Below are 25,120 nucleotides of genomic sequence, written 5' to 3'. Positions count from 1 at the left end.
ATGGAAAATAAATTGATAGAACATGGGTTGAATACCAACCGCAGGCATTTTTTATCCAAACTTAGTTTAGGCTTGGGTAGCGCGGCCTTAGGTTCACTTCTTATCCCGGATTTATTCAGCGGAATTAACGGTGAAAGGGACGTAGACCCTTTGGCTGGGATACCCCATTTTGCACCCAAAGCAAAAAGGGTGATCTATCTTTTCCAAAACGGAGCACCTTCCCAGTTGGAATCCTTTGACTATAAACCCAAGCTCAGGGAAATGTGGGGGGAGGAATTGCCTGACTCTATCAGACAAGGGCAGCGACTTACAGGCATGACCTCCAGTCAAACTTCTTTTCCCATGGTCGGTTCAATTTATGATTTTCAACAGTATGGGCAGGCCAGGGCATGGGTCTCTGAGCTTTTTCCCCATACGGCTAAAATTGTGGATGATATCTGTATCATTAAATCCATGCATACCGAGGCAATCAATCACGATCCTGCCCTTACCTTCTTTCAGACCGGTGCCCAACAAGGAAACCGTCCCAGTATGGGAGCTTGGTTAAGTTATGGCCTGGGGAGCGAGAACAGCAATTTGCCAGCTTTTACGGTACTGCTTTCCAAAGGAAAGGGGAATGGACAAGGTGTTTATTCCAAGCTTTGGAGCAATGGCTTTTTGGAGTCAGTTCATCAAGGCGTTCAGTTTAGCAGTGGCGATGACCCCGTACTTTATCTAAGTAACCAGGAGGGAATGAGTGGTCAGCAGCGGAGGAAAATGCTGGACCGACTCGCAGAATTAAATCAATTGTCGTTTGAGAAATTGGGGGATCCAGAAATACATGCCAAAGTTGCCCAGTATGAAATGGCCTACCGCATGCAAACCGCAGTGCCCGAAGCTACGGACTTGTCCAAAGAGCCGGACATGATTTTTGACTTGTATGGGGAGGACAGTAGAAAGCCGGGCACCTTTGCAGCAAATTGCCTACTAGCTAGAAAATTGTCAGAAAATGGAGTTCGGTTCGTTCAGCTCTATCATCAGGGTTGGGACCAACATGGAAATTTGCCCAATGAAATGCGGGATCAGGCAAAAGATGTGGATCAGGCTTCTGCGGCCCTTATTACCGACCTGAAGCAACGAGGACTTTTGGATGAAACATTGGTAATTTGGGGAGGGGAATTTGGCCGCACCAATTATTCCCAGGGCAAACTTACTAAAGAAAATTACGGGCGTGACCACCATCCTAGATGCTTTAGTATATGGATGGCTGGGGGTGGTGTCAAGCCCGGATTTGTATATGGGGAAACGGATGAGTTTGGATATAATATCGCCAAAAACCCCGTGCATGTACATGATTTTCAGGCCACGGTACTGCATCAATTAGGGCTGGATCATGAAAGGTTGATATATAAACATCTAGGCAGAAGATTCCGGCTAACAGATGTGGCGGGGCATGTGGTGAAGGATTTGTTGGTGTAAAAATTTATTTGATTTCCTAAGTCATAAAGTTTTACTTCATACCTTAATACTATCAGAGAATGATAAGACTATTTTTCTTTATTTCAGCGTTTAAAACACTGTCGGCATCATCTTTTGGCCAATCCAAGGAAGACAGTTTTTAATAGTATGCCGATAGACCAAAATAAAGCTTGGTATAAAGAATTAAAAATAGGAGTTAAGAGAACCAACTTTCTATGATTTAGAAGTAAATGTTTCTATTAAAATTTGTACCTCGATACCCTCTTATCTTCCGCCTTGCAGATTTTGGCGTTAAGAAATTCGGGCAGTGCGGTGGAAAAGGCACTTTGACGAGGGATTTGGTTGAAATTTGATTTTTTCATGAAATTATTTAAATCCCGAGGAGTTTGCCTATGTGTGGGAGGTGCGCGGATTTTAGCCAAAAGATGCACAGCGGCGGGGTTTTCCCCGTAAAAACGGGACAGGTTGGTTACTTTTTTGACCTGAATCAAAAAAGTAACAAAGTATAACTAAGCTATATCTTCTTTGAACCTCCGTTAAGGACTGGAATATAGAAGTCCAATTTATTTAGAATTGTCAAATAAATTTGTTTATAAGTCACGATATATCAATTTGATTAGTGAAGGGCCGAACGGATAGTCAGGTTCTTAACCACCTCTCCCTCAAACTCCATCATCTCATGCAATCGGGTATATACAGTTTTCTCATCAAAATATTCCAGTGCCAGCTCCACGAAAATATTCCCGTGTTTGGCTTCTGAGGCCCAAAGCCTTTTGTAGAATTTCTGCAGTTCTTCCTCGTCTTGGGCTTCAGCAACCATCTTAAACCGCTCACAACCCCGGCATTCCACGATGGATCCCAATAACATCCGGGATAGGAATCGGGAATCTGCGGTGCCTCCATGAGTCAACGGGGTAAGTTGTTTGATATAAGGATCTTCCTTCATATCACGGTTTAGGGGAACACCTCTTTTTTGCATCAGGTCAAAGACCTGATGAAAATGTTCCAACTCCTCAATGGCAGTTTCTATCATATCAGGAATAATCTTAGTCCTGTCAGGATATTTGGCGATAAGGGATGTAGCCATAGCTGATGCCTTGCGTTCACAATCGGCATGGTCCTGCAAAAAAGAATCAAAGTCCGCCATTACCGCTTCCAGCCAGGCTTGGGATGAGGGGACTTTTAAATCAATGGAATATTTCATCGGTCTATCTTGGTTGACTCAAAGATATCCATTCTTTTTTATTTTGCTTTTGCCAGGAAAGATAGTTTAGTAGCGATCTAAAAATCAAATTGGGTTTAGTTGGATAAATGATTTATTTTCACAGTAAAAGGAATCTAGGAAATTGGCAGTAATCTTTTCTATTTTCCTTTTTTCTACCCAAAAATTATACATACCCATATGAGGCAATTATTAGATACCTATACCCGGAGATTTTTGGTAAACCCACCCTATATAGACCGTATTCCTGATCCGACCCTGGGTTTGATCGTAGTCATTCCAAGTTTTAAAGAACCTGATATTTTACCGACGTTAGCTTCCTTAGCTTCCTGTGATCCTCCAAAGGGAAGTCTGGAAATCTTTATTATTGTGAATGCACCTGAGGGATCCGACACAAAAATTATCATCATCAATCAAAAGACGGTTGATCAAATTGAAAACTGGATCACAACTCATTGCCCACCCTTTATGAAGATTTTTATCATTCGTGAAGAAAAGTTGCCAATAAAATTTGCGGGTGCAGGACTGGCCAGAAAGATAGGCATGGATGAAGCATTGAGAAGGTGGTGTTGGTTGGATAAAGATGGGCCTATCCTTTGCCTAGATGCGGATTGCACGGTATCGAAAAATTATTTTACTGCTGCGGAAAAATCCTTTGAAAATATGGAGTTAATAATGGGACATTTCGAATTTTGTCATGATTGGGAAAATGAAACCAATTCCATGCTAAGGCAGGGAATTATTGAGTACGAGCTTCATTTACGATGCCACATATTAGGCCTGGCAAATGCAGGTTATCCTTTTGCCGTGCATACGGTCGGGTCATGCATGTCTGTGAGGGCTTCTGCCTATGCCAAAGCAGGAGGTATGAACCGCAGAAAAGCCGGGGAGGATTTCTATTTTATGCACAAACTTCTTCCCTTGGGGGGCTTTGAGTATATACCTGCTACCGTTTACCCTTCTTGCAGGATTTCGGACAGAGTTCCGTTTGGAACAGGGAGGGCACAGTGGGAGTGGATGACTAACAGGGAGTTAAGGACTACCTATTCAAGTAAAATCTACTTAATTTTAAAAGAATTTTTCAAACAGGTGTCAAACTGGTATATCCAAGAGGTTTCATTTGACAACCTCAATCCGGAAGTTGCGGCTTTTTTGCTCAAACACCGTTTGAAAGAAAAGATTAACCAAATGAAACAGCAATCCAAGAGTCATGATGTTTTTTTTCGTCGCTTTTGGCAGTGGATGGATGGATTTATGGTGTTAAAATTGGTACATTACCTAAGAGACAATGGCTTTACAAATCAACCTGTCTTAATTGTTGCTGAAGATTTAATCAGGGAAATTGAAAATCAAAAAATCAAAGGATTAATTCAGTCCTTAAATGCGTAGGAATTAGTTTGATTTAACCATTATTCCTCATGAGGTTCCACTATCAGGTAAACCCCTATGTTTTCTTCTGCGGTAATTTCAATACCATTTATCAGTTCGTTGCCCGTAAAACGCCTCGTTTTTCCTTCATGAACAAAATGTACTAGATAGCTTTTTGACGCATCTACCGTAAACCATTCCGGAAATTGGTTTATCCGTGGATAGTCCAAAGGAAGGTTAAAAATCTTTTGGTGTCGGGCATAGTCAAAATGAATCTTACCATTCCAATCTGCATCAGAGAGGATTGAAACCTTGAGGTCTTCCCCGTCTTGTACCGCACCGAAATATACATTTTCACTCCAAGGGGAAATGGTGGTTCCAAGCGTTTTATATAAACAATACATGATGGTAGTACGAGCAAAATTCCCGTCACCGTGCCATCCTTCGAGGATACCGATTCCCCGGTATGCCTCCGTTCCACTGCGATGGGAAGAATCCTGCATGGACCACATTACCTGTGTTTGACTGTCTATCCATTCTTTGGCGCTAGGTATGCGTTCTCTATTATATAGGTTCAAGGCACTTTCAATAGCATCCGCATAGCCGTCTTGGCTTCCTCTTTCCCAGTCGTAATACGTATATTCATGCAAATTATCAAAGGCTTTTAGGAGTGCATCCCTATAAGGCTCGTGCCCATCAAGCATGTATACACCGTAGTATGCGTTAAAGGTATATCCCCAAGTGTCCGCTATACCATCATTAAGTATTTCGCCTGTTATGGGGTTCACTTGATTGTAAAACAAACCGTGCTCATTGGTTCCTACTTCCAAAATACGGTCAAGCATTTCATAGATTTGTGGTTGGTAAGCGGCTTTTTTTTCCGGCTTGGCAAAGGCACTTGTAAGGTAAAGCTCACACAGTCCGGAGACGATCTCGCAGCCATGGTCACGAAGTCGGATCAGGTCCGAATCCCGGGTGGGATGGTTTTCCCCCAACAAATAATAGTCTCCCAACCGAAACGCCCAATCCAAATATTTCTGATTTCCGGTCATCCAATAGACTCGGGAAAGCACCTGCAAGAGCTCCCCATTTACTTCCACATTCTGGGAAGGAATCAACCCAAAAGGAGTTTCATACCTGGCATTTTTCCATATATCATCCACCATTCCTATCATACGTTCAGACCATGGTGTCATTCCTATATACTCCGTTAAAGGCAACAAACCGTCTTTCACATATTCCGAAGAACCGAATATAATTTCATCCCTATCAATTTCTTCGGACACAAAATCCCGTTTAGAAAAGGACCAGTCATCCGGCAATCGGTCGAGACGGTTAGTTAGTCGTTGTTCTGTTTCAAGAATTGCCTTCATCGGGCCATCATACAATTCCTTATCCAAAATAGCTGCTGTCAGTACCATAAAGGGGTAATTGTCCGCTGCCGCATCCTTTGCGTTCCAAAAGTCCTTTGAATCGGTCAGGTTTCTGGGAATCAAACCGGATTGGGGATCTGCAAATTCCAGCCACGCATAAACATAGTCCAAACATCTTTTAAACCCTTCGTGAGCTAGATAGCCATTTTCCAAAGCCTCCTGAAAATGGGGATCTTCATGTTTGACTTTCTGACACTGACTACAAACCAATCCAAGTACAACCAAGACTAACAATCTCATTTTAAAGTGGGGTAGGTGAGTATAATTCCATTTTGTATCTGTTAAAAATATAAAAATTAAAATAAAAGTTGGCTTATCTAGAAAAAAATAAACCAAAATATTTCTTGTCATTATTTTGGAGTGCCTTCTTTATGTCTACTACCTTCATAACAAAAAAACCCAACATGAAAATTTCAAGTTGGGTTTAAATTTTGAATATAAGCTTAAGGGGTACTATTCTACCTTCCACAGATAAGCCTCATATCCTTGGTTTTTCATTTCGGCCTTGGGGATAAATTTCATTGCAGCGGAGTTCATGCAATACCGTAATCCCGTAGGATCAGGTCCATCATTGAACACATGACCTAGGTGGGAGTCACCCAACTTACTTCTAACTTCTACGCGGACCATACCTGCGCTTCGATCCACAGGCTTGTCCAGATAGCGCGCATCTATAGGTTTGGTAAAACTTGGCCAGCCGGAATAAGATTCATATTTGTCTTTCGAACTAAAAAGCGGTGCTCCGGAAACAATGCAAACGTAAATTCCCGCTTCTTTATTTTCGTTATACATATTGTCAAAGGCCCTCTCGGTAGCCTCTTCCATGGTTACCTGGTATTGTAGGCTTGTCAAATGTGCTTTCAATTCAGATTTGGACCTTTTTTTATATTTATCGGCATTGGGAAGTTCCCAATGCTGACTGATAAAGCGGTCTCTTCCCGAACCTGTTCTATAAGACTTGTATTCCCTGGGACTCTTTTTATAATAATCCTGGTGGTACTCTTCTGCGGAGTAGAAGTTGGAATATTTGACAATAGGGGTAACAATAGGGGAATCAAAAATACCGGATGATTGTAACCGTTTCTTTGAATCCTCTGCCACCGATTTCTGATTGTTATTGTGAAAAAATATGGCGGATTCGTACTGACTTCCTCTGTCATAAAAGGAACCACCTTCATCTGTAGGATCAAACTGTTGCCAGAAAATGTCGATTATCTCCGCATAGCTGATAATATCGGGGTCAAACGTAACCTGCACCGCTTCTTTATGCGACGTCTTTCCTCCAGACACCTGCGAATACGTGGGGTTTTTTTCCTTCCCTCCGGAATAACCGGATACCACAGACAAAATGCCGTCAATACCTTCAAATGGAGCCTCAATGCACCAAAAGCAGCCACCCGCAAAAGTGGCCGATTCCTTCTTGCCCTTATAATTTTCAATAGCTACTTCTTCCTTATCTCCGTTTTCCGGCTTATTGGCAGAGCAGGAAATAAAAGAAAGGTAACTGAATATTACGGTTAAAATTATTTTTGAGTAATGCATCTTATTTAATGAATTTTCACCCCTTTAAACCCAAATATGATACATAATGTTCAAAATTCTTCCTCGGGCATGACGAACCACAGTATCAGATATACCAAGGCTCCGGGAAAGGCCGCACTTAGAATAGATACAACCACATACAGAACGCGAACTTTATCTGCACTCCAACCTAGGTAGTTAGCCAATCCTCCGCATACTCCCGCTATCATTTTATTCGAAATTGAACGTTGCAATTTTTTCTCCATAATAGTTTGATTTATTGCACTGAAACCCCAATTTAACAGGTAAAATTTATTCATCCTAACATGATTAACATTTTATCCGTTTATGGAAGTCAAGTTCCGAGAAATCAAACCAAAATCGAAACGATTTTATTCAGTTGATTAAATTAGGCTTGTGCTTAATTTTACATTCCACCAAATGGTCCCAAAATAAACTCAATGAATGATCCATTTCACTTAAATTAACCTCTAATAAATATTTTCCCTTTAAGGTCAATTATTGAATAGAACCATAGGAGAATACGGAGGCAATACATAGGGGGGTACGGAGAATTTTCTAAAAAAACTTTGTGACCTTATTGGTCTTTATTTTTATTTTGTCAGGAAGACACAAAACGAGATGGTGGTCTTCGTACTAGTGGATTTTATAAGTTTAGCACGCCAATTTCGATTATTGGGGAAACCCCAAATCCAATCAGTTGAATTATCAATTCAATAAATGAATCAAAATAAGAAGTAATTTTCAAACATTCCTATAAAAATTCCGTCCTTTCAGGTTAATTTTACGGATATAGCAAAACGTAATATATGAATCAAGGCAGGAGATTTTTTATCGGTGGGTTATTAGTTTTTGCATTTCTTTTGTCTCTATCAAATCCAGTTCTTTCACAGGGTTTTTTTAAACGATATATCAATTCCGTACTGAACGATACCAGTGATATTTCCAGGCCCCAGTTTCTCATGTATCCTACGCTGGCTTATGCTCCTGAAACGAGTTGGGAAATAGGCTTTAGCACACTGTATGTATATTATGCCAATAGGGATACCACAAACAGGTTAAGTGAAATTAATGGCTTCACCTTTTTCACATTGGAAAACCAGTATGGACTATGGCTGGATCATGCCTTATATTCACCGGGAAATTCATGGTTTTTTTTGGGACGGGTTCGGCTTCAAAGTTTTCCGCTTTTATATTATGGCATTGGGCCTGATTCTCCGGCAGACTATCTGGCTAGGGTGGATGCCAATCAGGTCTGGATCAAGGAGAGGGTATTGAGGCAAATTAGAAAAAATCTGTTTTTTGGTGTAGAAATGGATTTACAACGACTTAGTCAGGTAGAATTTGTACCAGCTGTTGAAGATGTCCCCTTGAATTTACCATCAGGATATGAAGGTTCTACGAATTTGGGAATGGGGTTAGGTTTGGTGTATGATGACCGACATAATGTGTTAAATGTGAGAAATGGACTATTTTCGGAACTGGCTTTTTTCCAATATAATCCTTTTTGGAACAGTGAATTTAATTTTACTACCGTCATATCCGATACAAGGCTCTATCGTCCGTTGACACCAAACACCGTCATCGCAACACAGCTACTTGGGCAGTTTAATATGGGCACGGTACCCTTTAATCAATTATCATTGATGGGAGGAGAATCCATGATGCGGGGATATTATACAGGTCGGTACAGAGATAAAAATCAACTTGCAGCTCAGGTTGAACTCCGGTTTTTACCGTTTAAATTAGGCTTTACAGATCGGTTAGGAGGTGCGGTTTTTGCGGGGGCAGCCCAAGTTTTCCCGGAATTCAGCCAATTCAACTCCAGTTCTTTTGTATGGTCTGCGGGTACAGGTATACGATTCCTGCTATTTCCAAAAAAGGATATTTATACCCGATTGGATTTTGCCATTACCCAGGAAGGCAACGGATTTTACTTTTTTATCGGAGAAGCTTTTTGATAAATCAGGAAATTTTTGGGATTCCTTTACCTGGGAATGATGCTTGATTGCATTAAACTCTTTAGGTAATTTCCCTACTTTCCATCCATCAGGCTTTTTTAATTTTTGTTCTACAGAAACACTGTCAACGGTTTCCATATCTTCGCCAGCCTGGAGTACCGATTTGTATATATAAATCAATCCTAAACTTATTAAACAAACAATCACAATTCCAACTCCCATTTTTCTTTCCTCCTTCTCAAATTGGACTTAGCCAACCATTTTTAAGTATGTCCAACAAACGAGTTTTACGAAGAACAACTATAACTAGGCGGTAAATTCTCCCCAAAGTAACTTTTACATATCAAACATACATAACATGTAAGTAATAAAAAAGCGAAAATAGGCATTGAATCTGTATGGTTTTTTGATAAATACAATAAGGTTATTTGTGCAAAAAAAATTGCGTTTCATCCTAAAAATAATTCGATTTATTTTTTGAATGTTTTCAACCTTGCATGGAGTCGTTCTGATTTGGGACATGGTAGTAAAGCAATTGACCAAATCTCTACCCCCTTAGTTCTACGCACATTCTAAGAAGTATTCCTGAATTTATTTCCTACCGTTCTATCCTTTTTATATATTGAGGGCCAAATTCAATATGCTGACCCAAAAGATCACTATAGCCTGATGAAGCCCAAAGTTTTCCTGATTATTTTTCTTTGCAGTCTTTTTGCCGAAACTGCTTTTGGCAAAGACTTCTTTGTCTCTCCCCATGGAGACGACACTCATCCCGGAACTGAACAAGATCCCTTTGGCACTGTGTACGGAGCCAAAAAAGCTGTTAGAAATTATAGGAAGGAATCTCCCGAAGACCGTACTATTCGGATAATTTTTATGTCCGGAACGTATTACATGGACTCACCTTTGGAACTTGGACCGGTGGATGGCGGGGATACCACGGTTACGGTAAAGTACATGGCCGCACCCGGAGAAAAAGTTGTCTTCTCAGGTGGGAAAAAGTTAAGTGGGTTTGAAAGAGTTAAAGATAACCTGTGGAAGACGCATATTTCCGAAGTTAGCTTATATAAATGGCATTTTGAACAGCTTTATGTGAACGGGAATAGGGCAGTACGAGCCCGAACTCCTAATTTGGGATCATTTTTTCAGGTAGATGAGGTGAAAGAAACAGTTTTGGTAAAGGGTTCCGGAAGGGCTCCTGAATTTGGAGTTCAGCAGGTATTTGCCGATAAAGAATCCTTGTCGGGTTTACAATTGCAACAGGAAAAGGAGCTTGGCGATGTTTTGTTAGTGTTTTATCATAATTGGGATAATACGCGCAAGTTTGTCGAGGCCTATGAAGAAGAAACCGGAAGCCTGTATATTTCCGGCCAAGGTATGAAGCCTTGGAATCCGCTAAACAAAAACTCGAGGTTTTTTGTGGAAAATATCCGGTCAGGGCTTGATGTGCCGGGAGAATGGTTCTTGGAAAAAGATGGTACCCTTTTCTACATGGCCAGAGAGGACGAAGACATGACTACTGCCGAAGTGGTGGTACCGGTAACAGATCAATTTTTAATCATTTCTGGAAAAAAACAGGCAAGGGTTCAAAATATTTATTTTGAAGGAATAAGTTTTCAAGTCGCCGGATATATCACTCCAAAAGGAGGCAATGAACCCGCTCAAGCAGCAGCACCCATTCCATCTGTTATCATGGTAGATTATGCGGAAAATATTCATTTTGTAGATTGTGAAGTAGCCCATACGGGAATTGGAGCCATCTGGATGAGGGCAGGGGTGGAAGACAGTAGTATTCAGCGCTGTTACCTTCATGATTTGGGGGCAGGTGGTGTAAAAATTGGCCCCTTTGCAGCAGGGTCCAAGGAAGGCTTAGAGAACGACGTTTCTAGAAGAATTCTTGTGGATAACAATATCATCCGTTCGGGAGGTTGGGTTTTCCCCTGTGCGGTAGGTGCGACCATCTTTCACGCAAGTGACAACCAATTAACCCATAATGAAATTGCCGATTTTAGGTACTCAGGCGTATCAGTCGGGTGGGTTTGGGGTTATACTCCGAGTTTTGCCAAAAGGAATACAATTAAATACAACCATATTCACCATCTGGGATGGGGCGATCTAAGTGACATGGGAGGTGTTTACACCTTGGGGTTGTCTGAAGGAACCGAAGTGAGCAATAATGTGATTCACCATGTGTATTCACTTACCTATGGAGGCTGGGGACTGTACACTGACGAAGGCTCCACGGGTGTACTGATGGAAAACAATTTGGTCTATGCCTGCAAAAGTTCCGGGTTTCACCAGCATTATGGAAAGGACAATCATATTCGAAACAATATATTCGCTTATAACATCAAAGCCCAGCTTCAGGCCACCCGTGTTGAAGAACACAATTCATTCTTTTTTACCAATAACATTGTTCTTTTTGACAAGGGGAGCCTGTTGAGTTCAAATTGGGCTAAAATAAATTTCACGACGGATCAAAACCTATACTGGGATGAACGAACTACGGAAATAAAATTTGATCAGTTATCATTTAAGGAATGGCAGGCGCTTGGGAAAGACAAAAAATCCATTGTTTCCAATCCATATTTTAAAGATGCGAAAAATGCCGACTTTTCGTTCCTTCGTAGCAGTGCCTACCGCAAGATCGGATTTAAACCTTTTAAAACGGACAATGTTGGAGTATATGGCGATGAAAGCTGGATAAAACTTGCCCAGTTTGACCCGGAGCTTGCCGCCAAATTTGATGAGATAGTTATTGTCAATGAAGGATTCTAAATATTGCTTGCCAAATTTCCGATATATGGACTTACTCCTTTTTTCTACTTTACGATGAAATTACCGATAATCTGGGATTTTATGTTTTTGCTACTTTTGACTTTAGTGATTAGTTGCACAGCACCCAAAACCGATCCCCACTATACCGAAATGCCTGAGGAATCCCGCTTTACCAAAATCACCTTGGTAGAGAAGTTGGATGAGCCTATGGAATTGGAAGTACTTCCCGATGGGAAGGTGCTGTTTATTGAAAGAAAAGGAAAGCTGAAGCTTTACGATCCTGAAGGTTCGGTTACCGCCGTGGTTGGGTCTTTAGCTGTCTACCCTGAAAACGAGGATGGCTTGTTAGGGTTGGCAGTAGATCCATCGTTTAGCCAGAATGGCTGGCTTTATCTGTATTATGCCCCATCCGGTCCGGAAAGTATCAACAGACTTTCCCGGTTTGACTTTAAAGACGGAATATTGGACAATAGTTCGGAAAAGATTATGCTGGAAATTCCCGTGTTTCGCGGCTGTTGCCACTCAGGTGGGTCTTTGGAATTTGGTCCTTCGGGAAACCTTTTTCTAAGTCTGGGAGATGATACAAGTCCTTTTGCGTCTGATAATTATAATCCAATTGACGAACGTCCGGGTAGGGCAGAGGCCTTTGATGCCCAGCGTAGTTCCGGAAATAGCAATGATTTGAGGGGTAGTATTTTGCGGATAAAGCCAAAATCGGACGGTACTTATACTATCCCCGAAGGCAATCTTTTCCCACCCGGCACCCCCAATACCAGGCCAGAAATATATGTGTTGGGAAATAGAAATCCATTCCGAATTTCTTTGGATCAGAAGACTGGGTACCTGTATTGGGGGGAAGTTGGGCCGGATGCTGCTAAGGATAGTATAGGTAGGGGTCCAAAAGGCCATGATGAAATCAATCAGGCAAAAGAAGCAGGGTTTTATGGTTGGCCCTATTTTGTGGGGGACAATAAGGCCTATTGGCATTACGATTTTGAAAAGGAAATAAGCAACTTCCAATACGACCCTGCCGGTCCTGTGAACAACTCACCTAACAACGCAGGAGTGAATGTGCTGCCTCCTGCGCGAAAAGCTTTAATCTGGTATCCGTACGATGCCTCGGAGGAGTTTCCATTATTAGGGGAAGGTGGTCGAAATGCCATGGCAGGCCCGGTATTTTATTCTGATACTTATAGGAAAACGGAAGGAACTTTCCCACCCTATTTTGATGGCAAACTGTTGATTTATGATTGGATGAGAAATTGGATATTTTTGGTTACCATGGATGACAACGGAGATTATCAAAAAATGGAACCCTTTATGCCCAGTACCACATTTGACAAGCCCATAGATATGCAGTTTGGTAAAGACGGTTCTTTGTATATTCTTGAATATGGAACATTTTGGAATTCACAAAATGATGATGCCGGTCTGTATCGAATAACTTTCAGCGAAGGAAACAGAGCACCGATAGTTCGTGCCTTTGCTGACAAAAATAAAGGTGCTGCACCTCTAAAAGTTTCCTTTTCCAGCGAGGGATCCTTTGATCACGATCTAGACGACCAACTGACCTACTCTTGGAGCTTTGAAGGGGATAACCGGGTTCAGTCCACACTCCCCAATCCCTCGTATAGCTTTGAGTCACCAGGGCAATACCGTGTGAAACTTAGCCTACAAGATTCTGAAGGAGCCGTTTCTGAGGCTTTTGTAGATATACAGGTTGGGAATGAACCGCCAAAGGTTTCCATTAACTTAAAAAACAATAAATCCTTTTACTGGGAAGAGGACAATTATTTGCACTATGAAGTCAGCGTAACAGACTTGGAAGATGGTAGTGTAGGAAAAGGCATAGAGCCCGAAGAAGTGCTTGTGACATCGACTTACCTTGAGGCGGGATATGATTTGGTATTGGCCAGTGAAGGACATCAGCAACTTTTTGATTTACCAGGCAAGACTTTAATGGAGGGAAGCGATTGCTATGCCTGCCATGCGTTGGACAAGGCTTCGGTAGGTCCTACATTTTTGGAAATTACTGCCAAATATGATGGGCAGGATGTGAAGAATAAATTGATCGGTACGGTCATTGACGGCGGTGGCGGAATTTGGGGAGATCGCCAAATGCCCGCCCACCCCCAATTGAATCGGGATGGTGTCGGACAAATGATTGATTACATTTTATCGTTGGAAAAGGATGGGACTGTGGGAATAAGCAACTACCTAGACACAAAAGGCAGTATAGCGTTGGATAAACACGGAGAATCATTTGGCCAATACATATTGACAGCAAGTTATCAGGACAAAGGAGCGTCGGGAATGGACCCAATAATTGGGAGGGAGCAAATTCAACTTAGGTATGCGAAGGTCCTAGCCGCCGAAGCCGATGGTTTCCAAGATGCTGCGAAAGCCAATAACCAAGGATCTTTTCTCATTAAATTCACCTCCGACAGTGCTTTTCTTCAATTTAAAGATATAGATTTTAAAGGAATTAAGTATCTTACGTTTGAACTGGACCCCGCCAATACGTCCGGCAAGTTAGAATTTAGGTTGGGGAGTTCGGAGGGACAATTATTGGCGGAAACACCGGTACTCTCAAAAAGGGACAAACTCGATGATACGGACAAGAGGTGGATGGAAGTTCGGGTAAATATTTCCGAACAGGTAGTACAGGATGACGTTTTTATAGTATTTAGGGGAGACTCCAAAACCAGTATTTGGAACGGGTTTCTGCTAAACACGGTATATTTCGGGAAGTAACACATAATAATAAACCAAAATACACATGAGTAAAAAGAACAAGACCCAACTTTCGCGAAGAAAATTCTTGGGCACTGGGCTCCTTGGTGCAGCTGGCATTGGGGTAATTCCACAAATTGGTATAGCACGTCCAAATCCGAGATTATCCCCCCTTAGGCTTGGCTTTATAGGATTGGGAAGGCAGAATAATGGCCTGATGAACAGCTTTATAACCCTACCAGATATAGAAGTAGTAGCAGGTTGCGATGTTTATGACGTTAAAAGAGAGCGCTTTAAAAGAAAAGCAGATGAACATTACAAAAGCCATGGTAAAACAGTTAAGGTAGATGTCTATGAAAACTATCATGACTTGCTGGCCCGTAAGGACATTGATGCGGTGGTCATTGCCACTCCGGACCATTGGCATGCGCTAATGGCTATAGATGCCTGTAAAGTCAATAAGGACATTTATCTCGAAAAACCACTAACCTTTACCATCAAAGAGGGTCAGGAATTGGTGAAAGCTGTAAGAGCAAACAATATTGTCCTAGCCACAGGTTGCATGCAGCGCTCATACGCAAATTTCCAACATGCCGTCACGATGGTTCAAAAAGGTCGGATTGGCAAAATAAGTAAAGTATATGCTTGCTCGGGTGGGCCTCCGAAGCCGTTTGACCTGCCAAAAGAAGAAATTCCTTCGGGCTTAAATTGGGACATGTGGCTGGGGCCGCTAAACGCTGATATACATTACAATCACGAACTGAATCCGCCCATCAGCCTTAACCCACCGGAAAATGAGAAAATGTGGGGAGCATGGCGTTGGTATAAGGAAACTGGGGGTGGACTCACCACCGATTGGGGAGCGCACATGTTTGACATTGCCCAATGGGGTATAGGGATGGACCGAAACGGACCGATAGAAATTATTCCCGCGGGATACCAAGACACCAATTTCCTGACTTTTAAGTATGCGAATGGGGTAGTAGTAACAGAACAGCCTTTTGACGAAAAGGAATCGAGGGGATGTAAATTTTTTGGAGAAGATGGTTGGATAGAAGTTACCCGAAGTAGTTATAATGCATCTGACCCTTCTCTTTATCCTGTTTTGGCTGACGAAAAGGATATGTCAGGAGGTGGTGGAAGAGCGCATCATATTGACTTTATCGAATCTGTGCGCAGAAGAAAAGACCCTATAGCACCGGTAGAAATTGGGCATAGTACCTGTGTCACTTGTACGCTGGGTAATATTGCCTACGAATTGATGCGGCCGGTGAAATGGGACCCCATTAATGAGAAATTTGTGAATGATGCGGAGGCCGAACAGCATATGCACCGTTCTTATCGCCCGGGTTATAGACTTTAATTTGTCAGAAAAAATAGGGGTATCTGATTTTCAAGTACCCCTATTTTTTAATTATCATATGAGACTGAATGCGCAGAAGATTCTTCCTTGAAGCTACTTCCCTAGGTACTTTTGGACTTTGGTCTGGATTAGCTATTGCTGATGGCAAGTCTACCCTTAATCTACTGATGCCCAAAAGACTACGGCGCGTAAAAATTGATATTTCGAACCTCAGTAATCCTGCGGACAAAAGAATTCCGTTGCATCTAACAATCATCCATAAGGTTACGTTAACTGATTTAGCTTAGCATATAGTAGCTATACTAATTACTTTCACCCACTCCTTCTTTTACCTCTTCGAGTATTCGTTCCAAATCTTGTAATTCCATCTTACCGTCTTTGGCAAAAAAGGAGGCTAAATTGGCAAATGACCCGCTAAAATAGCCACTTAACAGATTGTCAATTGAAAACCTGCGGTATTCATCCTTAGATACGATCGGGAAATACTCATGCGACTTTCCATACGCTTGATGGTCGACAAAGCCCTTTCGCTCCAAAATACGTACAATGGTAGAAATGGTATTGTAAGCGGGTTTGGGAGATTGCATTTTTGCCAGTAGGTCTTTTACAAATCCTCTTTCAATATCCCAAAGGATCTGCATGACTTGTTCTTCAGCTCTTGTTAACTCTTTCATCTTTGTTAGTGGTTTGATTAATTTCAACGTTGAATGGAATTTCAAAGCAAATGCAGCTATTAATTTCCATCATTAAAACAACCTGGGCAATTAAATAAACTGGTTGGTTCTATTTTTGTTTGATTCTCCACAAAACTAGTTTAAAAAAAATCCATAATTTAATAAATCTATAAAAATTTTAAAAAATATGGTTGCAACATAAAGTACGGGTAGGCTACAAACACAAAAACCGCCAATTAGGCGGTTTTAAATTTTAGAAGCTACTGTTAGGCAGGCTTTAATTTGATGATTCCCGTAGCGTGCAATAATTTCACGATGGGGTAGGTTGGGTCAAACTCGTACCATTTTACGGCGAAGTTAGGGCGCTTAGGCAATCTGTGGTGATTGTTTTGAAAGAGTTCTCCTAGCATAAGAAAGTCAAGAAACAGCGAATTTTTGGACTTGTCGTTGTTGTCAAAATTCGCATACCCGTATTTATGGCCACTCCAATTCACGATCGCCCCGTGAACAGGCCCCATCATAAAATGAAGCGGAAGAAAGAAGTACATCCACCAATGTGTCCCAGGTAATTCAAAAATACTGATGCTCAATACGTATATCAAAATGTAAAGCAATGCCCACCCCACACGTACAAACATAGTATCCGCCATAAGGTCGAAGTTATGCCAATCGGGGACATCTTTTGAAAATCTTTCCTCCGGCTTAATTTTGAAAGAAAAATGATCGTTATAAATTTTCTTTGTTTTCCACATCATCGAAAAAAGATTTTCTGTGTGATGTGGACTATGTGGATCCTTAGGAGTATCGCTGTAGGCGTGATGCATTCGATGCAGTATTGCATATGCCCTAGGTGACAAATATGAGCTACCCTGACATATCCAGGTAAATACGTAAAAGAACTTTTCCCAAAATTTATTCATTTCGAACATCTGATGGGCTGCGTACCTATGTAGGAAGAAACTTTGGCAAAACAGAGAGAAATACCAATGAAGGAGGAATAATACAATTAGAATCACTGATTTGAAGAATTATGTTTAATTAATTATCTGTAAAGTTAAGGTCAAAAGTGGTTTAAATGTCAAAAAAATTAGTTTTTTTTGACAAACCTGATATATCTCATTTTTTTAGGGAGTTTATCAGACAAGTTTCGTTATTTTAGTATCTGAAACCAACGAGGTAATTATCACCAACCTTCAACCTATGAGTAAGCCAAAAGATATACTGGGAATTCTACTTCAATTGGCCATAGCGGGCCTCGCAATAGTTTTTACCGCATACCTATTACCAGGTATTTCGGTTGATGATTTTCTGACGGGTATAGTGATAGCGGCGTTGCTGGCATTATTGAATATTACTATAAAGCCTATCTTGATATTCCTGACCATTCCAATAACATTGATAACGCTTGGATTGTTTTTATTGGTGATAAATGCATTCCTAGTTATTCTTGCCTCAATGATAGTTCCGGGCTTTGCGGTGGATAATTTTTGGTGGGCGCTTCTTTTTAGCCTTATTCTTTCTCTTGTCAATTCAGTTTTTGGAATATCTCTGGGGGAGGGGAAATTTTATTGAATTGCCGTCAGAGATAATTTTCGGGAATAGACTGATCGTTTGACCGTATATAGTAGGTTAACTTTCCTTGCTTGTCCTGTACAAAATGGGGGGCAGCTTTACTTTTGGGAATTTCGAGAAAAAGCAGGTACTTTTCTTCAGGAAGATTTTTTTCCTCCCAATAGTCTATTTCATAGATATCATACATGAAAGCAACAGGAGGGACGCAATAGTTTTTGATTGCTTCTTCTACCATGTATTTTTCTTCCTCAACATCAATTCCAATTAGTTTTCCATTATCAGATATCCCAACGACGATGGTTCCCCCGGCAGTATTGGCAAAGGCTACAATGGTTTTCGCAATTTTGGATTGGCTGCTAAGGTTTTGCTTGAAATCCAATTGGAGTCCTTCTTGCCTTGAAATTATTTTTTTTATGAAATCATTATTCTTTTTCAGCGAATACATTTTAATTAGTTATAAAAGTTAGTAAATTAATGAACAATTAATTGGAAATATAGCTCGAAAGAACTAATTATAAAGTAAATTTAAGTTGAGTTCTTTTGATTTACCTAAAACCACACCATGGAAAAAGAAAACGAAGGCTTTTTATCCACCAATATAGAAGCCCTTAAAAAAGAGTTGAAAGACTCTGGAAAAAATTTTAAACTAGTTCCCACCGAAGACAATTCGGACGAATATGTGAATTTTTATTTTTTGGGAATGTTCGAAGGTAGAGAAGTCATCTACGATGCGGCACTCTACACGCTGCGCTTGCACCATTCCAGCGAACTGTATGAAATAGCGGAACATGAGGCGGCCAAAAAATTTGCCAATTTTAACGGTATAAGCTATGAAGAAGATGAAAATGGAAACCTCAAGCCCTTAAATAGCAATGAAGAAGAGATTGGGTGGTTCATCACCGAACTAATCATGGAAATGGAGGAAGAGGAGACGGTAAAAGTCCAGGAATTTTTGGATTTGGATACCAACCATGACTATGGAATAGGGCTAGACGCTTCCCTGAATGTGGAATACATTGATGACCAAGTGATTTCCAAGTTTGTAAAAGAATTCAATAACGACACGCTGGTTCTTGATGAAACCTTTTACTCATTTCAGTCTGAAGAAGAGCCCGAAGAAGATTAGGTTGCCAGCCAGTTAACCTTTTTGTAGACAATACAGTTGTCCTGTTTCAAACTCTATACAGCTATGCTCAAAGTGGCAGTGTCCAAAAAATATGCCCATTCCCTTCCCGCGGGCCACAGGTTTCCTATGGAAAAATATGACCTCCTTCCAGACCAACTGCTGTACGAGGGTACACTCAGAAAGGAAAATTTCTTTGAACCAGACCCACTTGATTTTCAGTGGATTTTAGGAACTCATGACAAAGAATATGTTGATAAACTGGCAAATCTAGCATTAAGTCAATCTGACATCCGTAAAACGGGGTTTCCATTAAATAAAGAATTAGTGGAAAGGGAAATCCAAATTATGGGTGGCTCAGTTGAGGCTTCGCTATTCGCTTTGGAATTTGGCATAGCCATGAATATTGCTGGGGGAACTCATCATGCATTTACCAATCGGGGAGAGGGTTTTTGCCTGTTGAATGACATTGCCATTTCATCGAATTATTTAATTGAAAATGGAAAGGCCAATCAAATATTGGTGGTGGATTTAGATGTCCATCAGGGCAACGGTACAGCCCAGATATTTCGAGATTCCACAAAGGTGTTTACTTTCAGTATGCATGGTGCTTCAAATTATCCCTTGCTTAAGGAAAAATCTGATCTTGACGTTCCTCTCCCTGATGGTATTCAGGACAGGGAATATTTAGATTTACTGGATGAGAATTTGATTCCTCTTGTAGACCGGGTTAAACCGGATTTTATTATCTTCCAGTCTGGGGTGGATGTGTTGCACACCGATAAACTCGGCAGGCTGGGACTAACTCTCCAGGGATGTAAGGAGCGGGACCGGCTGGTTTTGGAACTGGCTTATGAAAGAAAAATACCAATCATGTGCTGCATGGGCGGGGGATATTCAGAAAAAATAAGTACTATCATTGAGGCACACGCAAATACCTATCGACTTGCCCAAGAAATCTTTTTTTAGCAAACCCATTTAAACCGTTTCATAGAATGAACCAAAGAAAAGAAATTAAGAAAAAATGGCTGGTCTATGCCGTTGGAGGGCTACTTTTAATAGGTTTTGGATTAAGTCTATTTGGTCAGTCTGTCATTTTGAAATATGAACAAGCCCGCTTTATTGTGTGGTTTGGGGCTGGAACTTTGTCTTTAATATTAATCAATGCAGGGATATCGGTTTTTGGACAAGCCGTAGTTTTTAAGGTAAAATTGGATGATTATCAAGACAAAACGAAGACCATTTAAACATTTTTAACAGTTTAAGTCTGCAATTCAATTTGAACAAACATAAGTTTGTTTATATTTGCGCACTAAGACAATTTAAAAAAGAGAAGTGAAAAAATTTAGTAACGTTATTGCAATTTTAGGGTTGACAGGTGTGCTTTTTGCTGCCTGTGATAACTCGTCTAGCCCCTCTGAAGGTGGTGCTGAAAGCGGAAGTGGTGAAATAAACATAACCGATTTGAAGATAGCCTATATCCAAACAGACAGCGTGATCAATAAATTTGATTTCTTCATCGCTAAATCAGAAGAAATTGCCGAAAAGGGCAAGAAATATGAAGGTGAGTTAGCTTCAAGGGCCAGGGGATTTGAACAAGAGGTGACAAACTTCCAAAGCTCAGCAAACACCATGACCATCAACCAGGCTCGTGCCAAAGAAGAAGAATTAGTTCAAAAGGAGAGAAATCTGGTCACTTATCGTGATAATGTAATGCAGGAGCTTTCCGCAGACGAAAACAGGTTGTATAATGAGGTTTATGACATGATCCAAGCCTATCTTAAAGATTATGCCAAAGAAAATGATCTTGAAATGATCCTTTCTTATACAAGGGGTGGTGGTGTTTGGTATGCCGACAATGCGCTGGATATTACCAGTTCTGTCGTTACCGGAATCAATGAGGATTTAAAGAAAAAACAAGCTGGAACTGGCACTACTACTACGCCTAAACCAGAAACTCCTGCACCTTCCGGAAATTAATAGACTCCATCATATTTATTTAGCCCGGGTCCACCGGGCTTTTTTGTTTAATTTCGCTCAAGAACAATCATTTTACGTAAAACACGTTTCAATTTTATGGAAATAACGAATTTTCTAAAACATAATTACCGTCACTTTAACGCAGCAGCTTTGATAGATGCGGCGGAAGGGTATAATGCCCACCTAGCCAACAACGGCAAAATGATGATTACGTTGGCGGGAGCCATGTCCACAGCGGAATTGGGCATTTCTCTGGCTGAGATGATCCGGGAAGATAAAGTTCAAATCATCACCTGTACGGGAGCTAATTTGGAGGAGGATGTTTTTAATTTGGTAGCCCACAATTATTACGAACGGATTCCACATTACCGTGATTTGTCCCCCGAAGAGGAACAGGGACTACTGGAAAGGCATATGAACAGGGTGACGGATACTTGTATTCCAGAAATGGAAGCAATGAGAAGGATCGAAGATGTCATTCTTGAAGAATGGCAGCGGGCCGATAAGGCAGGAGAATCCTACTTCCCGCATGAGTTCTTCTATAAGATTCTTCTGTCAGGTAAAATGGACGAATCCTTTCAAATAGACCCAAAAGACAGTTGGTTGCTTGAAGCTGCCAAGAAAAATTTGCCGATAATCGTTCCAGGATGGGAAGATTCTACATTAGGAAATATGTATGCGGGACATTGTATATCTCAAGACATAAAAAATGTTCATACAGTTAGAAGTGGAATTGAGTACATGATATTCCTTGCGGATTGGTATACCGAAAATGCCAAAGAAGACAGCACCATCGGTTTCTTCCAAATTGGTGGCGGTATTGCCGGCGATTTCCCCATTTGTGTCGTACCCATGCTGCATCAGGATTTACAGCGAAATAATGTTCCGCTTTGGGGTTATTTTTGCCAGATATCCGACTCCACCACTTCCTATGGCTCATATTCTGGGGCAGTTCCCAATGAAAAAATAACTTGGGGGAAGCTGGGTTTGGATACCCCGAAATTTATTATTGAATCGGATGCTACCATTGTGGCCCCATTGGTATTTGCCATCGTTTTGGGAAAATAAATGATCTCAACTAATTATATGCCTTTTAAAAAAGCACTGCTGACTTTTGCAGTTGCTTTTTTTGCTTTTAATACCATTTGTGCGCAAGTACCCCTGCCAGTATCTAACGTAAATTCATCCTTCGATGAATTGCATCCAGTAATCCATACGTCTGGTGATTTATATTTTACACGGGTTTTACAGCCTGGAAATACTGGAAATGGTGGGAGCGGAGATATTTGGAAAAGTAGCCTTGTATCTGAGGGAGAATTTTCTGAACCCGCCAAAGTAGACGAATTTGCCACCGATTCCTATGACCTAATTATCGGTTTTCCCGATGACCAAACAGCCTACGTTTTTCACCATCATTATGAAGGTATGCATGGCATATTTGTGTATCAGCTAAATGGGGGTTATTGGCAGATGGATAGTGCCTTGAATATTCCCGGCCTGAGAAGCCTTGGCGCAAATTTCAACGGTAGGCTAAGCCAAAACGGAGAAATGATATTGATGTCGATGCAGTCCTTCGGATCTTATGGTAATGAAGACCTATACATCACTAGGTGGAATGACAGAACCAATTCATGGTCTAGGCCCATCAATTTGGGGCCGACTATCAATTCTTCCTATCAGGAATTAACACCCTTCTATAAAGAAGAGGATAATATATTGTTTTTTTCGTCTAACCGACCAGATCAAGGGTCTGGTTATCAATTGTTTTATTCCCTAAGGCTTGATGATACGTTCAGCAATTGGAGCTTGCCTGTACCTCTGACTTTTTTGGATAAGGAGGGTATAACACTTTCTTTCATGGAAAACCAGGTAAATGGAAACACATTTTTCACAAGCACGAGCAGTAGTGAGGGATATGGGGATATTTTTCTCCTTCCATCTGAAATCACGGCCGAAATAAATAAAATAATATCGGTAGATCAGAGGGGAAAAAAGCAGCCTATTCCTGAGGTTTATAATATCACTAAGCCCACCGACGAACAGATCCCCAATTTGGGTGATACGACGTCAATCCCCGAAAAAGCTGAATCTACACCACTTACCATACGAGAAAAAAGACAATACTGGATTGATCATGCTTCCCTGCACGTAAATGATTTCTCCATAAAAGTTATTTCACCTAATGGCGAAATTCTGTCGACCAATGATTATGCCGCTCTTGATGCGGAAGATGGGTCTTGGATAATGAGTGTTCCAGGTTATATCCCTCTGAAAATTGATTGGAACCAACCGTTTTCGAAGGAATATTTGACGCCAGTGGAACCGGGAAGCCGCTTGGATTTGTCTGTCATTCAATTTGAGCGTAGCAGTTCGCAATTAACAGATTCCCTCTCAATAGGCTATATAAATACTCTTGCTGATTTTCTCATTTCATCTCCAACTATCAAAATCGGGTTGGAAGGACATACGGACAATTTGGGAAATGTAGAACTGAATAAAACGCTATCAACTCTAAGGGCGTCCCAGATTCGGGATTTACTAGTAAAGCAAGGGGTGGATTTTGAGCGGATTAGGGTAGCCGGTTATGGCGGAACCCGTCCCAAAGCGGACAATAGGACAGAAGCAGGTAGAATTTTGAATCGGCGGGTAGAATTGGTAGTTTTAGAGAATTAAACTCCTTTCTAAATCCGTTATGCCAAAATTCACCGAAATTGATACTCCTGGGTTCTTAAGTGGTTTAATTGGTCTATTCGTTATTGCTTGGTTGGCAATATCCTGCCAGTCCAGTCACACATCCAACAACGAGACTACTGAACCTCTGGATTCTTGGAGCCTAGGACCATTTGTAAAAGTTGACAGCATAAATCCTGTGTTGGAGCCGGGAGATTTGACTTTTTTGTGTCCCATATTGAATGAAGAAGTAGCTTGGGAAGCTAAGGATGTATTTAATCCCGCAGCCGTAGTCAAAGACGGTAAAATAAATTTATTGTATAGAGCTGAGGATTTTATCGGAACAAACAACGGTACCTCGCGCATTGGATTGGCTATAAGTGAAGATGGGTTGCAGTTCACAAAACGTCCTAGTCCAATATTCTATCCTGAGAATGACAGCTTAAAACCGCTGGAGTGGGATGGTGGGGTAGAGGACCCTCGTGTTATATCCACAGATGATGGCAGATATTTCATGACCTATACTTCCTACGATGGTACGACCGCCAGATTGATGTACGCCATTTCCGATGATTTAATCTCGTGGGATAAATACGGCCGAGTCCTGACAGGAGAATTTAAGGACTCATGGAGCAAAGCAGGAGCAGTGGTCGGAGAACAGCAAGGAGATCAGGTTATTGCTAAAAAGATCAATGGAAAATACTGGATGTATTTTGGAGATACAGACCTTTATATGGCTGTTTCCCAAGACTTAATCAATTGGAGGCCTGTTCTCGAAAATGGAAGACTAAAATCGGTCCTAGCACCTAGGCCTGGAAAGTTTGACAGCAGGCTTGTGGAGGCAGGTCCCTTTGGATTGATCAGGGACGAGGGGATCTTATTGCTTTACAATGGGATGAATTTAGATGAAGGAGGTGATCCTGACCTAGTTTCAGGAGCATATTCTGCCGGCCAAGCGTTATTTTCATTGGATGATCCCACACAAGTAATTGATCGGTCTGAAAATTATTTCCTAACTCCCGAAAAGGACTATGAAATAGATGGGCAAATTAACCACGTCTGTTTTATTGAGGGGATGGTGCCCTATAAAGGAAACTGGTTCTTATACTATGGAACAGCCGACTCCAAAATCGCCGTGGCAATCTGCAAACTATAATATTGCACTTAACAGTATAAGGTATGGGTTATAAAGACGTTCAATGATTTATTGATTGAGATAATGCTACCATATCAATTGGATACT

At 41.1% G+C, this 25,120-nt stretch carries 22 protein-coding genes; 15 read left to right on the top strand and 7 right to left on the bottom strand.

The annotated features are described in order from the left end of the window. Positions 1–1,458, top strand: coding sequence for a DUF1501 domain-containing protein (locus tag FQ608_RS20350; RefSeq protein ID WP_158860336.1), 1,458 nt, complete (start codon positions 1–3; stop codon positions 1,456–1,458). A gap of 616 nt (positions 1,459–2,074) precedes the next feature. Here FQ608_RS20350 and miaE read toward each other — a convergent pair. Further along, complete coding sequence (gene miaE, locus FQ608_RS20345) at positions 2,075–2,662, bottom strand: tRNA-(ms[2]io[6]A)-hydroxylase (RefSeq protein ID WP_158860335.1); 588 nt, start codon at positions 2,660–2,662, stop codon at positions 2,075–2,077. Between the two features lie 198 nt (positions 2,663–2,860). Here miaE and FQ608_RS20340 point away from each other — a divergent pair, with 198 nt between their 5' ends. Continuing rightward, positions 2,861–4,069 (top strand): glycosyltransferase, encoded by a 1,209-nt coding sequence (locus tag FQ608_RS20340; RefSeq protein ID WP_158860334.1) that lies wholly within the window; start codon positions 2,861–2,863, stop codon positions 4,067–4,069. Between the two features lie 20 nt (positions 4,070–4,089). Here the strand turns inward: FQ608_RS20340 and FQ608_RS20335 are convergent, their stop codons facing one another. The 3 genes from FQ608_RS20335 to FQ608_RS20325 form a co-directional block, all read right to left on the bottom strand. Then, positions 4,090–5,721: a hypothetical protein gene (locus tag FQ608_RS20335; RefSeq protein WP_234364302.1), complete on the bottom strand. Its 1,632-nt coding sequence runs from the start codon at positions 5,719–5,721 to the stop codon at positions 4,090–4,092. 213 nt (positions 5,722–5,934) lie between these two features. Further along, positions 5,935–7,023 (bottom strand): peptide-methionine (S)-S-oxide reductase MsrA, encoded by a 1,089-nt coding sequence (msrA, locus tag FQ608_RS20330; protein ID WP_158860333.1) that lies wholly within the window; start codon positions 7,021–7,023, stop codon positions 5,935–5,937. Positions 7,024–7,073: 50 nt separating this feature from the next. Then, complete coding sequence (locus tag FQ608_RS20325) at positions 7,074–7,268, bottom strand: PspC domain-containing protein (protein WP_158860332.1); 195 nt, start codon at positions 7,266–7,268, stop codon at positions 7,074–7,076. Between the two features lie 564 nt (positions 7,269–7,832). On the opposite strand from FQ608_RS20325, the gene FQ608_RS20320 reads away from it, so the two are divergent. The 5 genes from FQ608_RS20320 to FQ608_RS20300 all read left to right on the top strand — a co-directional run bounded on the left by FQ608_RS20320 (position 7,833) and on the right by FQ608_RS20300 (position 16,145). Continuing rightward, the gene (locus FQ608_RS20320; RefSeq protein ID WP_158860331.1) at positions 7,833–8,984 is read left to right on the top strand and encodes a BamA/TamA family outer membrane protein; all 1,152 of its coding nucleotides are present in this window, start codon (positions 7,833–7,835) and stop codon (positions 8,982–8,984) included. 669 nt (positions 8,985–9,653) lie between these two features. Continuing rightward, on the top strand, positions 9,654–11,762 hold the full coding sequence (locus FQ608_RS20315; protein ID WP_158860330.1) for a right-handed parallel beta-helix repeat-containing protein: 2,109 nt from the start codon (positions 9,654–9,656) through the stop codon (positions 11,760–11,762). A gap of 81 nt (positions 11,763–11,843) precedes the next feature. Next, positions 11,844–14,516, top strand: a complete 2,673-nt coding sequence (locus FQ608_RS20310; protein ID WP_234364301.1) for a PQQ-dependent sugar dehydrogenase — start codon at positions 11,844–11,846, stop codon at positions 14,514–14,516. Between the two features lie 25 nt (positions 14,517–14,541). Continuing rightward, positions 14,542–15,858, top strand: a complete 1,317-nt coding sequence (locus FQ608_RS20305) for a Gfo/Idh/MocA family protein (protein ID WP_158860328.1) — start codon at positions 14,542–14,544, stop codon at positions 15,856–15,858. A gap of 68 nt (positions 15,859–15,926) precedes the next feature. Further along, positions 15,927–16,145: a hypothetical protein gene (locus tag FQ608_RS20300; RefSeq protein ID WP_158860327.1), complete on the top strand. Its 219-nt coding sequence runs from the start codon at positions 15,927–15,929 to the stop codon at positions 16,143–16,145. Between the two features lie 15 nt (positions 16,146–16,160). On the opposite strand, the gene FQ608_RS20295 is transcribed toward FQ608_RS20300, so the two are convergent. After that, a complete protein-coding gene (locus FQ608_RS20295) occupies positions 16,161–16,532 on the bottom strand; it encodes a BlaI/MecI/CopY family transcriptional regulator (protein ID WP_158860326.1) in 372 nt (123 codons plus the stop codon). 266 nt (positions 16,533–16,798) lie between these two features. Then, a complete protein-coding gene (locus tag FQ608_RS20290; protein ID WP_158860325.1) occupies positions 16,799–17,548 on the bottom strand; it encodes an acyl-CoA desaturase in 750 nt (249 codons plus the stop codon). Between the two features lie 184 nt (positions 17,549–17,732). Here FQ608_RS20290 and FQ608_RS20285 point away from each other — a divergent pair, with 184 nt between their 5' ends. Next, positions 17,733–18,104, top strand: a complete 372-nt coding sequence (locus FQ608_RS20285) for a phage holin family protein (RefSeq protein WP_158860324.1) — start codon at positions 17,733–17,735, stop codon at positions 18,102–18,104. A gap of 7 nt (positions 18,105–18,111) precedes the next feature. Here the strand turns inward: FQ608_RS20285 and FQ608_RS20280 are convergent, their stop codons facing one another. Continuing rightward, the gene (locus tag FQ608_RS20280; protein ID WP_158860323.1) at positions 18,112–18,549 is read right to left on the bottom strand and encodes an AlbA family DNA-binding domain-containing protein; all 438 of its coding nucleotides are present in this window, start codon (positions 18,547–18,549) and stop codon (positions 18,112–18,114) included. Between the two features lie 117 nt (positions 18,550–18,666). Between FQ608_RS20280 and FQ608_RS20275 the strand changes: the two genes are divergently transcribed. From FQ608_RS20275 to FQ608_RS20245, 7 genes are all read left to right on the top strand, one after another. Further along, positions 18,667–19,230, top strand: coding sequence for a hypothetical protein (locus FQ608_RS20275; protein ID WP_158860322.1), 564 nt, complete (start codon positions 18,667–18,669; stop codon positions 19,228–19,230). Between the two features lie 63 nt (positions 19,231–19,293). Beyond that, positions 19,294–20,196, top strand: a complete 903-nt coding sequence (locus FQ608_RS20270; RefSeq protein WP_158860321.1) for a histone deacetylase family protein — start codon at positions 19,294–19,296, stop codon at positions 20,194–20,196. 26 nt (positions 20,197–20,222) lie between these two features. After that, positions 20,223–20,474, top strand: coding sequence for a hypothetical protein (locus tag FQ608_RS20265; protein ID WP_158860320.1), 252 nt, complete (start codon positions 20,223–20,225; stop codon positions 20,472–20,474). A gap of 88 nt (positions 20,475–20,562) precedes the next feature. Then, complete coding sequence (locus FQ608_RS20260; protein WP_158860319.1) at positions 20,563–21,207, top strand: OmpH family outer membrane protein; 645 nt, start codon at positions 20,563–20,565, stop codon at positions 21,205–21,207. A 96-nt stretch (positions 21,208–21,303) separates the two neighbouring features. Then, positions 21,304–22,275 (top strand): deoxyhypusine synthase family protein, encoded by a 972-nt coding sequence (locus FQ608_RS20255; RefSeq protein WP_158860318.1) that lies wholly within the window; start codon positions 21,304–21,306, stop codon positions 22,273–22,275. A gap of 18 nt (positions 22,276–22,293) precedes the next feature. Next, complete coding sequence (locus FQ608_RS20250; RefSeq protein WP_158860317.1) at positions 22,294–23,880, top strand: OmpA family protein; 1,587 nt, start codon at positions 22,294–22,296, stop codon at positions 23,878–23,880. A gap of 19 nt (positions 23,881–23,899) precedes the next feature. Continuing rightward, positions 23,900–25,033, top strand: coding sequence for a glycoside hydrolase family 130 protein (locus tag FQ608_RS20245; RefSeq protein ID WP_158860316.1), 1,134 nt, complete (start codon positions 23,900–23,902; stop codon positions 25,031–25,033). Positions 25,034–25,120: the final 87 nt, after the last annotated feature.

The sequence above is a fragment of the Lunatibacter salilacus genome, from assembly GCF_009797935.1.
In the GTDB taxonomy this organism is placed as follows: Bacteria; Bacteroidota; Bacteroidia; order Cytophagales; family Cyclobacteriaceae; genus Lunatibacter; species Lunatibacter salilacus.
Note: the sequence above shows the minus strand (reverse complement) of the source record. Positions and strands in the feature narration are given on the sequence as shown.